The sequence below is a fragment of the Moorena sp. SIO2C4 genome, from assembly GCF_010672485.1.
GTDB classification, from domain to species: Bacteria; Cyanobacteriota; Cyanobacteriia; order Cyanobacteriales; family Coleofasciculaceae; genus Moorena; species Moorena producens.
The window spans coordinates 1-12056 of sequence record NZ_JAAHGN010000093.1; the positions used below are offsets into that span (position 1 = coordinate 1).

A 12056-nucleotide genomic window follows, 5' to 3' on the forward strand; every position below is an offset into this window, starting at 1 on the left:
CTTTATCATTTCTGAACTGAAATTTTGGATGCTGGTACCGAAGTGAATGACGAAGATAGATTTAATGCAGTAGGCGTTGGCCCAGTTCCTTTAATTGATTTTCAACCAAACACTGGTATCGATGAAAAAGGTGTGATCATCCAGCATCCTGGTTTTATTCCCGATGGCAATATTTTATCTCCAAAGGATGTGGAGAATGCTGTCCCTACTAGCTCCGCCGATTTTACAGTTCCAAACTATCCGATTGCGTTAATTAGCATCAGTGAAGTTGATGATACAACCAGTGAAGATGATGATATCTTGGGACAAGTTTTTGGTTCTGAAGATGATGATTTATTCAAGGTTGGGATAACTCCTGGCTTTGATGGAGATGGAGACTTCGTATTTGGTAGTTCTGGCGACGACATTTTTGATGTTACAAATGCCAGTGGTAACAACCTTCTGGAGGGCGGAAAAGACAACGACCTTTTCTTCCTTGGTCGAAATAACCGTATTATTGCTGGAGATGGAGATGATACAATATTTGTTAGTACCGGAAGTGGGAACGTTATTACTGGTGGACCTGGGACTGATTCCTTCTGGATTGCTATCAGTTCTTTGCCAGAGGGAGTTAACACCATCACCGACTTTGAATTAGAAGTGGATGTGCTAGGTATTGGCGATCTAGATTTAGAATTTAGCGATTTGAGTTTAACTCAAGATGGAACTAACACTGTAATTAGTACTGAAACTCAAGACTTAGCAATTCTACTAGGAGTTCAGTCAAATAGTTTGAGTGAAGCTAACTTTGTTTTTGTCTAAGTGGGTATTGTTAAGTTTCATCAAAAAAGATGCATCATGTTTTTCCTTACAGTCAGGTAACAAATAGTTGACCATAGGTTGGTTAAGGAGTTATAACTTCCGCTGTTCGGTAAGGGCAGGCTTATTGATTACAAAATACTGGACATAACACCATAAAAATTGCTGTCATAGCCTGCCCCTTTTTTGATTTTTTATGAATGTAAATACAGGGCTTTGTAGCTCCTAATTCTACAAATTAATCCTGAGAAAGTCTATTTAGATTTTAGATATTAGTAGTTCCGTATTTACCCAACAATATCTGTCTGATGGCATGTGGCATGTTTTTCAGTCTAATTGGGAACTTTCCCAGTCGGAAATAGCTCGGCAAAAGATGGCTGAATTTCTCCAAATTTGTATAATGAGGCTCCTATTCAGCTAAAATAGCCGGTTATAAGTTATACTTTTACTGAAGACAATCAAGATTTCTGGTTTGATGGTTATGGCTCTGAATTATGATTATTTTGATAGGGAAATAAAGGATAAAAATATTACTTAATGAATTTGAAAAAAAATAAAAGTTATGTACGTTGATATTCGCACACTACGCAAAGATGAACTAGTACTTGCCGATCAAGTTTTTCGAGAGGCTTTTAGTGCTTTAACAGAGCCTTATGGTTCGAGTAATTATGGAGCAGACATAACATACATGAACCGCTGGTTTAATAACCCAAATACTGCTTTTGGAGCTGAAGTTGATGGACAGCTAGTTGGAGTCAATTTTGCGATTAACTGGGGAAGCTTTGGACTTTTTGGACCCTTAGCAGTCCATCCAGATTTTTGGGGTCATAAAATCGCTCAACAATTAATTGAACCAGCGATGGAATGTCTAAAACAGTGGCAGATTGAGCAGTCAGGTTTTTTTACTCGTTCCAATAGCCCTAAGCATCTCTATTTATATCAGAAGTATGGATTCTACCCTCGATTTTTGACAGCAATTATGTCAAAAAAACCTATCAAAAAAACAAAAAAATTACAAGAATTTAGATATTCTAAAATTTCTGATAACCAACGTTTAGAGTGCCTTAAAGCCAGCCGTGAATTAGTTGCTTCTTTCCATGAGGGGCTAGATCTAGAGGTTGAAATTCGTGTTGTTGAAAAGCAAAATTTAGGGGAAACAATCTTTTTTTTCGATGAAAAAGGTCTAATGGGTTTTGCTATTTGCCACTATGGTAAAGACACCGAAGCTGGAAGCGAAACCTGTTATATCAAGTTTGGAGCGAGCCGTTTGGGAGAAAAAGCCGAACAAAATTTTAAGCAGTTATTAGAAGGTTGTGAAACATTAAGCTTACTAGAGGGGGCATCGCGCTTAGTTGGTGGCATCAACATGGCACGTCAAGAAGCCTACCAACAAATGCTAGCCTTTGGATTTAAAATTAACAGATTAGGTGTAGCTATGCACTATTTAAATAAACCGGCTTTTAACCGACCTGGTATTTATGTAATAGACGATTGGCGTTAGCAAATCTATATCTAAAAAGTTAATTACTTCAAAATTTTTTTACTATATAAGGAGACTAAAATGCTCAGATCTTTTGATAACGTTGAGTCCTTTAATCTAAAAACTACATACGATGTAGTTATTTGTGGTGGAGGTTTAGCTGGAATGACTCTAGCACGACAGTTAAAGCTAGAAATTTCGGACATCTCAATTTTAGTTATTGACAGATTAGCTAAACCTTTACCTATTTCAGCCTTTAAGGTTGGAGAGTCAACTGTTGAAATAGGTACTAACTACTTAACAGAAATTCTAGACCTAAAGGACTACTTTAATCAGCATCATCTGCAAAAACTCGGACTAAGATTTTTTCTAGGAAACTCACACAAAGCTTTAAATGATCGACCAGAAATTGGTGTAGCAAGCTTTAAATTATTTAACTCAAAATTCACCTATCATATGGATCGTGGGTTACTAGAAAATGATTTGCGAGAGTTTAATTTGGAAGCTGGCATAGACTTGCTAGAACATGGCTCGGTGCAAAGTATAAATCTGAATGATTCGAAAGATTGTCACTCTATTATCTGCAAGCAATTAGACACTAAAGAAATACATACATTTAAAGCTCGTTGGGTAGTAGATGCAATGGGTAGGCGTCGGTTTTTGCAAAAGAAATTGGGTTTAGAAAAATCAAATTTTCAAGATAGAAGTGCGGTCTGGTTTCGTATTAACGAACGTGTTGATGTGAGCGATCTAGTTCCTTTAATTAACTCACAATGGCATAATCGTGTTCCTAACAATATCCGTTATTACTCCGCTAATCATTTAGTAGGAGAAGGTTACTGGGTCTGGTTAATTCCTCTGCCCTCCGGATACACAAGTATTGGTATTGTTACTAGCGACACGGTTCATAATTTTAAGGAATACAGTACCTACGAAAAAGCCTGTAATTGGTTACAAAAATATGAACCAATCTTAGCCGAACAGATAAAAGACCGACAGCCTGCAGATTTCATGAAAATGCCAAAATATAGTTACTCATCAACTCAGGTTTTTTCTTTCAATCGTTGGACTTGTGTAGGAGAAGCAGGAGCCTTCCCCGATCCTTTGTATTCACCTGGAACAGATATGATTGCTTTGGGGAATACCTTAACGACCGAACTGATTAAACTTGACCTTAGTGGGAAGTTGAATCAAAAAATGGTAGACCACGCTAATCGATTTTACTTAAAGACTAATGACAATGTTACAACAAGTATCGGAGGCTCTTATCAGCTTTTGGGTAAAAGTCCTGTGTTATTTTTAATGCAGTATATTTGGAAGGCAATGTTTTCCTGGGCAACTGTAACACCACTGATTTTTAATTCCGTATTTTTAGACCCAGATAGAATGGAAAAATTTGATGGTGTTCTTGAGGAATTTTCATCCTTAGCACATCAGGTTGAGCAATTGTTTAAAGAGTGGTCAAACAAACCTACTCATAGACTTTCCTTTGAATTTATAGATTATTTAGGAATGTTGCCTTTTGTTAACCAATTTCGTTCAAACTTGTTTTTTAAAAAGACCGATCTACAGCTTATTGACGACTACATAGCCAATTTAAAAATACTTGAGGAACTGGCTCAAGTAATATTTTTGTTGGCACTAGAGGATACTATGCCCAATAAACTAACCATGTTTTCAGAGCCGGTTTGGTTAAACGCCTGGGCTATTAGCTTAGATGTGGACACCTGGGAAGGTAATGGTCTTTTTAAACCCAAATCACAACCCCGTGATTTACATAGAGTTATGAAACCTTTGAAAGATAATATTCAATTGATTTCAAATCAATCTGTTTCTAAGAGTAACCAAAAAATTTATGCTGTCAATACCGTTATGGCATAAAAAATCAGCGTAGATAAAAAAGGATTGCTAATATATAGCAATCCTAAATCATTTGTAAAATCGGCAAAATATAAAATCATTGCTGGGCAAGGGTTATAGCGATAGCTTTGGCCAAAAGGCCACGCTTCTGCTAAAAGCGATCGGCCACTATATTTCACGAATCAGATAGGATTGCTATAGCGTTTATGGAATAAGTGAGCTACACTTCACCTGCCTACTGCCTTCAAGGGAGAACATTCATAGCTCATTAATTTTAGAATTACTCTATCTCTTTTGGATTTGGCAGCATAGTTGCTTCAAGACAACTGTAGCTCAAAGGGCAGGACTAGCGCTCGCCCTTTGAATTGGCATGACCGCGCCACCTATCCCACATTAATTTGACGCACTAACATTTAATGCCGTATGGATCTAAACAGAATTAATTACATTCATAATCTAACTGAAACCCAGACTATATAAGCTTTTGCTGTAGCTTTATTATGTCAATGATTTTGTATTAAAACTAACCAATTAATCAATATATATAATACCATTTATTTTTAATATATTTGTATGTATCAGCGAAAAAAAACTAATATTTTCAAAAAAAATATCTATAAAAATATCTATAAAAATTTAAATGTTTATAGATATAAGCTTCAATTTAATCCACTTTTATTCTCCTTGTTTACTAGCTTATTCTGTGCTATCGCTACCTGGAGTATATGGTTATTTGCAGTTAGTCCTAGTCGAGTACTTTCTCTGTTTGAAGCTAACTGGGAGATAGCTTCAACTATGATTTTTGGGTCTATGGTTGCTGGTAGCACCAGTATGGGCGGAGGAGCAGTCGCCTTTCCGGTTTTGACCAAAGTGCTTCAATTATCTCCACACGATGCCAAGGTCTTTTCTTTAGCAATTCAAAGTGTTGGTATGAGTGCGGCGTCATTGACCATTATGGCAATGAGAACTAAGGTTGAATGGCGATTCATATTTTGGGCAAGCCTTGGAGGAATTCCAGGTATTTTTTTCAGCTCAAGTTTTTTGGCTTTCCTTTTGCCTTCAGAAGCTATTAAGATTTCTTTCACGATGATGATCAGCAGTTTTGCAGTTGTTTTGTTCGCTTCCAATCGAACTAAAATAAGACGAAATTTGGCTATCATTTTTTGGGGAAATAGGGAACGAGTTATTTCACTAATAACAGGACTGATAGGAGGAATTATCAGCGGATTAGTGGGTAGCGGTATGGACATTTTTTGTTTTTCGATAATGGTGTTATTGTTTGGATTATGTGAAAAAAATAGTACCCCAACTTCAGTCATTTTGATGGCTATTAATGCGATAGCAGGTTTGATAATTCATAAATATATTCTTAGGGATTTTGGAGAGCCAATAATTAATTATTGGCTGACGGCAGTTCCTGTAGTTGTAATTGGGGCTCCGACAGGGGCAATAATAGGGAGTTTATTGAAGCGCAAAACTATTGTTAGTATAGTTATAGGACTTATATTGATCGAGCTGGTAAGTTCTTTAATATTGATTCCTATCAGTGTTGTTTCGATCGGTTTTTCTGTGTTTGTCTTTGTTATGTTCTGTTCGATTTATTACTGGATGTACCAAAGTCTTGGTAACCAAGGCAGTTCCAATGAAAAAAATTAACCGCCATGAATGAAAATATGCTAACTTACAAGCTCAGACTAATACAAGCTTTGAAACCGGTGAAACTTTTGAAGGATACAATGGTAGTATCAAGATCTGGTGAGTATTTTATTTTGAACCAGGAACCGGTATTCTTTGCTTTGAAGGTAAAATTTGAAGGTAAAATTTGTAAAGGGTAATTTTAATGAAAACACTACTCCATATTGATGCTAGTGCGCGAACTAACAGATCTCTAAGTAGGGAATTGTCAGGTCGTTTTATAAAAGAATGGAAAACAAAACGTCCTAATGATTGCATTATTAGACGAGATGTCGGTATAAAACCACCTCCAGCAACAACGGAGGCTTGGATTGATGCTGCATTCACTGATGAAGCCAATCGCAGTTACGAACAACGTCAAGAACTAAAACTCTCCGATATTTTGATTAATGAATTAGTTCAATCTGACATTATCGTTATTGGCACTCCTATGTACAACTACGGAATGCCTGTCAGTTTAAAAGCCTGGATCGATCAAGTGATAAGAGTGAATAAAACATTTAGCTTTGATCTATCTCGTGGCGAGCATCCAATTAAACCAATTCAAAGTGGTAAAACTTTGGTAATTCTCAGTGCTAGTGGTGAAGGAGGCTTTTTATCCGAGCAGCAAAATGCTAATGATAACTATCTTCATCCACATATAATTAAGTGTTTTGAAATTCTTGGTGTTGATAATCACAATATTATCGCAATTGAATATCAAGAATTTGGGGATGATCGCCATAGTAAATCTCTAGAAGATGCACACAATGCTGTACCCAAACTAGTAGAAAATTTAACTACTTATATTCATGATGTATGAACAATCAAAAAGAGATTTTTGATCAGATTAATACCGGAGTTTAGACTCAATCTTTTCCAGGGGATACCCAACAACTAGTATAACAACAAGGGAAGCAGGTCAAAGTTGCCGAACATAAGCTGATGTGCATTTAAATTGGTTATTCCCCGTTATCTGATCCGAAGTTGCTCGTTCCCTTTGAGGAATTTAGGTATCCCAATCTCAATGCTTGACAGCTTATGAACTATAGCAGTCGAAGTAAAGCTTAAGACATATTTCTGCTCCGTTCGCTTAGCGTGGCCCACGGCCTCAGTCCCTACTCCAAAGCTCCCTTTAAACCAAAATACTCTGTCCCAAACTATACTTCGGTTGCTATATGTACTATCAGAGTAAGCTAAAATACCTGAGGGGGCTATAGCTTGAGTACAAATGCTCAGCATAAGTGACTTGCTCCTGCAACATTGTCTTGATGCTCGAATTTGTTACATTTATATCTTTGTTTGCCTCTGTGATGACCCTATTGATGAGTTTTGTTGCTATGACATACGCGGGCATTGCATAGTTTTATTTTTAGTACACCATTCCTTGGTCAGCAACGCCGTTTTAGCCGTGCTAATAGTTAATAGCTGTCGTTGCTTTCAAGGGGAGTCTGATTCTGGTTACTGAAAGCCTAAACTCCCCTAACGGGTGAGTTTAGGATGGTTACAAAAACACAATCTGAAGCTCTAACTCAAAACCAGGAAGCAAATGCGATCGCCTTTGGCGCGGCTTTGCCGATCGCAGTATATCTCCAGGAAACAGAGTCTCGACTAAGGTAAGCTTGGCAGTTTGTCGCCGATAAACCTCAAGTTTAGTGGTGCGCCAATCCACAATCCAGTATTCCCGAACCCCCCGCACTGAATAGAGTTTCAGTTTTACCTCTCGGTCACGACGCTCATTTTGAGTTCCTGGTGATAAAGACTCTATGATTAGGTCTGGCGCTTCAGTTAAATGGCCTGCTTCATCAAGCATCTGTGGCAAGCGATTCTTGTCGCAAACCCAGACAGCATCAGGTTCCACAGCATTTTCTTGGTCAAAAACAATACCTGGAACTAGGACAGCTTCACCATAGCCCTTATCACTTAAAGACCAGGAATCAAGGGCATTGTATAGTCTTCCCACCACCTTGTTGTGGTTCCAATGGCGGGATCTGGTCACAAACAGGTCTCCATCGATAACTTCATATCTATTACCGTCCTCTGGTAAAAGATCTAGGTCTGTAGTAGTGAATCGAATCTGATCAACGGTGGTTTCAGTCATGACTTCTTTTCAAGTTCACTCTTGTGATCAACTGCCAACTCTGACTAATGAATTGTGATAATTTTTGACTCTATATTCCCGACTCCCGACTCCCGAGTCCCGACTCCCGACTCCCTGTTCCCTTTCCTAAATAACAAAATTATTGGCAATCGTACCATAAATCGTCACAATTTAAAGGTAACCTAGTTCTAAGATATGGAATGGGGCGCGCTAAGGGTGGCAAAAATGTGCCTCATCAGGGTTAAAAAAATATAGTTATCATAATAGTTATTATAGTTATCTAATTATCTACTTATTGCTGGCTTCGTGCTCTGTTAAGTCTGACTAATTCTGACCAAATCTGACTACGTCCGGTTCCAGGTTCTTAGTCAAGAACTTTATATTATGGTTTATAACTCAAGAGGGAAACCAGATTACCCTGGTGATGGGTCATATGCTAAGAGACTTTCAACTGCAGCAACTGTGTTGGGTGAGGATATATGTTAAAAGAGCGTAGACAGCAATTTCGTTTATTGGCTGGAGCCATAGTGCTATTGGTATCAGTGTGCCTGGGAGCTGTATTCTTAGGTGTCACCGTAGCGAATCAACTAGAGGAAAGAGAGGAAAACAAGACTGCTAACCAAGGGTTAACGGAGTCAACAGGCAAATCCGCTGTAGCACGGCTGGTTTCCCTGCCACCTCAACAACGAGCAACTAACCTAGATGCCTTTGCCTCCGGTCCGAAGTCTCGGGAACAGTATCGCGCCCGTTATCTGTTGGCATCGGATTTAATTCAACAAAATCAGCCAGAACAAGCCCTAAAGCATCTCGAAGGGCTTGAGTCAGATTATCCGGTTTTAGCATCCCACGTTGCCCTCAAACGTGCTCAAGCTTACCAAGCCATGGGGGATAGGGAATCGGCTACAGGAGTTTGGCAAACTATCCTGAAAAAGTACCCCAACCAAGCAGTTGCAGCAGAAGCCCTTTATCATCTAGGCAAATCTAATCCCAAGTACTGGGACGATGCGATCGCAAAATATCCCAGCCATCCCCGTACTCTAGAAATTGTCCGACAGCGCCTCAAAAACAATCCCAACCAACTCCCATTACTATTAATCTTAGCCAAGCACACTCCTAAAGCCTTAGGAATGCAGGAGATCCGAGACCGGATCGTTGACAAGTACCCTGAGCAACTCACCCCCGAAGACTGGGAAATGATTGGCACTGGTTACTGGGAAACCTGGAAATATGGCAAAGCTGGTAAAGCCTACGCCCAAGCCCCCCGCACTCCCCGCAATCTCTACCGAGCAGGTCGAGGACTTCATTTAGATACCAAAGCCAGCAAAGGCAAAATCTTTTATGAACAGTTAATCAGCGCCTATCCCAATGCCAAAGAAACCGGATTAGCCTTAAGGCGTCTTGCCAGTATCTCTAAGCGAACAGAAGCCTTAGCTTATCTGGATCAAGTCATCCAGAATTATCCCGATGAAGCTCCTCAAGCCTTGCTCGACAAAGCCAAAATCCTAGAAAAGCTCAACAGCAAAGTGTCTGCTGGCCAAGCTCGTAAGTCGGTACTAACCCAATATGCTAGTTCTGATGCTGCGGCTAATTATCGTTGGCAAATGGCTCAAAAAAAAGCAGCAAAAGGCCAGCTACAAGAAGCATGGCAATGGGCGCAACCGATTACCACCAACAATCCTGATAGTGACATCGCTGCCCAAGCTGGCTTCTGGGTAGGTCGATGGGCAAGTCAGCTCGGGCGTCCTAATGATGCCAAAGCTGCCTTTGAACATGTACTAGCTCGTTATCCAGAATCCTACTATGCATGGCGGTCGGCCAACTATTTAGGCTGGAATGTAGGGGACTTCACCTCCGTGCGCTACTTAATGCCCAAAGTTGTCAGACCCCAAGCTAGACCCTTACTAAAAGACGGTTCTGGAACCCTAAAAGAACTGTACCAACTTGGTCAAGATCAGGATGCTTGGGCTCTGTGGCAAGTGGAATTAGGAAACCGCAAGGAACTCAGTGTCTCGGAGCAATTTACTGATGGTGTATTGCGCCTAGGGATTGGGGATAATCTCAAAGGCATTAACCAAGTCTGGAGCCTAAAACGACGAGAGACTCCCCAAGAAAAAGCCGAATGGGCAGCACTGCGTGACGAACCAAAATACTGGCATGCTCTATTTCCCTTCCCTTTCCAAAATTCAATTCTTAACTGGTCTGGTCAACGGCAGCTTAATCCCTTACTAGTAACTGCCTTAATTCGCCAAGAGTCTAGATTTGAACCAGAAATCCGTTCCGTTGCTGGTGCCATGGGTTTAATGCAAGTGATGCCAGGAACAGGTAGTTGGGTTGCCCAAAAAATCCAGTTGAAACAATACAATCTTAAAAATCCTGATGACAACATTAAATTGGGGACATGGTATCTCAGCTTTACCCACCAACAGAACAGTAACAACTCTTTATTAGCCGTTGCCAGTTACAATGCTGGTCCCGGTAATGTCTCCAAATGGGTGAATAGATACGGTTTTAGTGACCCCGACGCCTTTATTGAAAAAATCCCCTTTCGAGAAACCAAAGGTTACGTGAAAACAGTGTTTGGTAATTATTGGAATTATTTGCGACTCTATAATCCTGATATTTCCCGGATGGTAGAAGCTCACGCTGCTAATAAATCCGTAGCATCATCTAATTAATTCTAGGGAGTCGGGAGCGGTGCGACCCGTGGCGAATTTAATTCGACGACTGTAAGCGCACCGAGGGAGTCGGGAGTCGGGAGTGATTGTAAGCTATCAGCTAATGCGCTACGCGCACGCGATCGCGTTCAGCTATCAGCTTAAGCGCTACGCGCACGCGATCGCGTTCAGCCATTAGCCCTAGGCCAAGCTACACCGAACAGCTTTTGAATAAAATAAACTGACGGCTGACTACTGACGGCTGACCGCTGACAGCTAAATGTTTACATCCACAAAACCTGAAACTATGAATACTACTGAAACAATTAAACCCGTTTTGAACAGTTCTTTAATAATGAACTAGTCCCCAAAGCAGCTAATCCTAATAAACCTAAAATTGATGTGGTTTCAGGAACAGGGGCGGGCTGAAGATCAAGACCTTGGCTAGCTGGTTGAAATAGACTGGTTACGTCTATACCATTAGCATCAATTGCCGAGGTAACGGTAACTACTAAGTCAGGCAATCCATCATTCTTAAACCCAGGCAGTACTTGGTCAGTTGTCCCAACTATCTCTAGGATAGAGTCTGGAGAAACTCCAATTGAATCACTACGTTGAAAAAGTGCTGTAGATATCCCCAAGGGTGGGTTTTCTACTGGGCTGAATGTAAACTCTGAAAAGGCAGCTTGATCTGCATCTGTCCTAAATCCTTCTAGAGTAACAAGCTCAGTAGAATCTTGTTGTACAAGAATGTCTAATGATTGTAAATTAGCGGTGAGACCGCTAGTATCTAACACGAAAGAGAAATCAATGGTGTCATCAACATTGACTTGAAGGTCATTGATGGCATCCTTGTCTAATTGTGACCCAGTCGGACTGAATGATACGGAGGCTCCATAAGCTGGAGTAACTGCGATCGCTCCCAGGAGTACTAAAGAAGCACTAATGTCAGTTAATTTCATCAGGATTGACCTAAAAAACTACTATCAATAGTTAATCAAACATTCCTGGATTTGATTTTGAAGAGTCAGTAAAGTTAGCTAAAAGATTAAATGATGAAAGTAAAAACTAATGATGAAAGAAAAAACTTAAGCATTCAGCCGTCAGCTGTCAGCTGTCAGCCTAATGCTTAAAATAAACCTCAGGAGAATTTAAAGGTGCGCTTTCCGCATCTAATTATTAAATTCGCCACGGGTCGCACCTAATAGTTCGAGATGAATCAGAGTTGAAAGTCTGAGGAAAATCCCATCTAACCATATGCCCTACGCACAGGCTAAGCGAACAGTAGTTAGGGGTCAGCCGTTGGCCATAGGCCTTTGGCTGATAGCTGAGGGCTGATAGCTGAGGGCTGATAGCTGAGGGCTGACGGCTGAACGCGATCGCGTGCGCGTAGCGCATATGCTTACGTTTATGCTTCAACCTCCAACAATCCCTGTAAAGCCTCTTTCATCTCATCCTGACTAGTGGTGGCTGTACCAAACTGGCGCAC

10 protein-coding genes are annotated in these 12056 nt (G+C 40.2%); 7 read left to right on the forward strand and 3 right to left on the reverse strand.

The window, feature by feature from the left end; translation table 11 throughout:
* Positions 1–24 precede the first annotated feature (24 nt).
* The 5 genes from F6K20_RS07715 to F6K20_RS07735 all read left to right on the forward strand — a co-directional run bounded on the left by F6K20_RS07715 (position 25) and on the right by F6K20_RS07735 (position 6635).
* Positions 25–801, forward strand: coding sequence for a hypothetical protein (locus tag F6K20_RS07715; protein WP_287294301.1), 777 nt, complete (start codon positions 25–27; stop codon positions 799–801).
* 559 nt (positions 802–1360) lie between these two features.
* Positions 1361–2299, forward strand: coding sequence for a GNAT family N-acetyltransferase (locus tag F6K20_RS07720; protein WP_287294303.1), 939 nt, complete (start codon positions 1361–1363; stop codon positions 2297–2299).
* Between the two features lie 60 nt (positions 2300–2359).
* The gene (locus F6K20_RS07725; protein WP_287294304.1) at positions 2360–4159 is read left to right on the forward strand and encodes an NAD(P)/FAD-dependent oxidoreductase; all 1800 of its coding nucleotides are present in this window, start codon (positions 2360–2362) and stop codon (positions 4157–4159) included.
* Positions 4160–4711: 552 nt separating this feature from the next.
* Positions 4712–5794 carry a sulfite exporter TauE/SafE family protein gene (locus tag F6K20_RS07730; protein ID WP_287294307.1) on the forward strand — a complete coding sequence of 361 codons (1083 nt, stop codon included), beginning with the start codon at positions 4712–4714 and terminating at the stop codon, positions 5792–5794.
* Between the two features lie 184 nt (positions 5795–5978).
* Positions 5979–6635 carry an FMN-dependent NADH-azoreductase gene (locus F6K20_RS07735; protein WP_287294310.1) on the forward strand — a complete coding sequence of 219 codons (657 nt, stop codon included), beginning with the start codon at positions 5979–5981 and terminating at the stop codon, positions 6633–6635.
* Positions 6636–7316: 681 nt separating this feature from the next.
* Here the strand turns inward: F6K20_RS07735 and F6K20_RS07740 are convergent.
* Positions 7317–7913, reverse strand: coding sequence for a Uma2 family endonuclease (locus F6K20_RS07740; RefSeq protein WP_287294313.1), 597 nt, complete (start codon positions 7911–7913; stop codon positions 7317–7319).
* Positions 7914–7967: 54 nt separating this feature from the next.
* On the opposite strand from F6K20_RS07740, the gene F6K20_RS07745 reads away from it, so the two are divergent.
* Together F6K20_RS07745 and F6K20_RS07750 are read left to right on the forward strand one after the other, a co-directional pair.
* Positions 7968–8099, forward strand: a complete 132-nt coding sequence (locus F6K20_RS07745; protein ID WP_287267319.1) for a hypothetical protein — start codon at positions 7968–7970, stop codon at positions 8097–8099.
* A gap of 293 nt (positions 8100–8392) precedes the next feature.
* The gene (locus F6K20_RS07750) at positions 8393–10588 is read left to right on the forward strand and encodes a lytic transglycosylase domain-containing protein (protein WP_287267321.1); all 2196 of its coding nucleotides are present in this window, start codon (positions 8393–8395) and stop codon (positions 10586–10588) included.
* A 305-nt stretch (positions 10589–10893) separates the two neighbouring features.
* Here F6K20_RS07750 and F6K20_RS07755 read toward each other — a convergent pair whose 3' ends face one another.
* Positions 10894–11529 (reverse strand): hypothetical protein, encoded by a 636-nt coding sequence (locus F6K20_RS07755; RefSeq protein ID WP_008187290.1) that lies wholly within the window; start codon positions 11527–11529, stop codon positions 10894–10896.
* 217 nt (positions 11530–11746) lie between these two features.
* A complete protein-coding gene (locus F6K20_RS07760; RefSeq protein ID WP_287251720.1) occupies positions 11747–11965 on the reverse strand; it encodes a hypothetical protein in 219 nt (72 codons plus the stop codon).
* Between the last annotated feature and the right edge of the window lie 91 nt (positions 11966–12056).

Excerpts from the sequence above, each read along its gene's own strand:
- F6K20_RS07720 (WP_287294303.1), top strand. The coding sequence starts at position 1,361 with ATGTACGTTGATATTCGCACACTACGCAAAGATGAACTAGTACTTGCC.
- F6K20_RS07725 (WP_287294304.1), top strand. The coding sequence starts at position 2,360 with ATGCTCAGATCTTTTGATAACGTTGAGTCCTTTAATCTAAAAACTACA.
- F6K20_RS07730 (WP_287294307.1), top strand. The coding sequence starts at position 4,712 with ATGTATCAGCGAAAAAAAACTAATATTTTCAAAAAAAATATCTATAAA.
- F6K20_RS07735 (WP_287294310.1), top strand. The coding sequence starts at position 5,979 with ATGAAAACACTACTCCATATTGATGCTAGTGCGCGAACTAACAGATCT.
- F6K20_RS07740 (WP_287294313.1), bottom strand. The coding sequence starts at position 7,913 with ATGACTGAAACCACCGTTGATCAGATTCGATTCACTACTACAGACCTA.
- F6K20_RS07750 (WP_287267321.1), top strand. The coding sequence starts at position 8,393 with ATGTTAAAAGAGCGTAGACAGCAATTTCGTTTATTGGCTGGAGCCATA.
- F6K20_RS07755 (WP_008187290.1), bottom strand. The coding sequence starts at position 11,529 with ATGAAATTAACTGACATTAGTGCTTCTTTAGTACTCCTGGGAGCGATC.
- F6K20_RS07760 (WP_287251720.1), bottom strand. The coding sequence starts at position 11,965 with ATGCGCTACGCGCACGCGATCGCGTTCAGCCGTCAGCCCTCAGCTATC.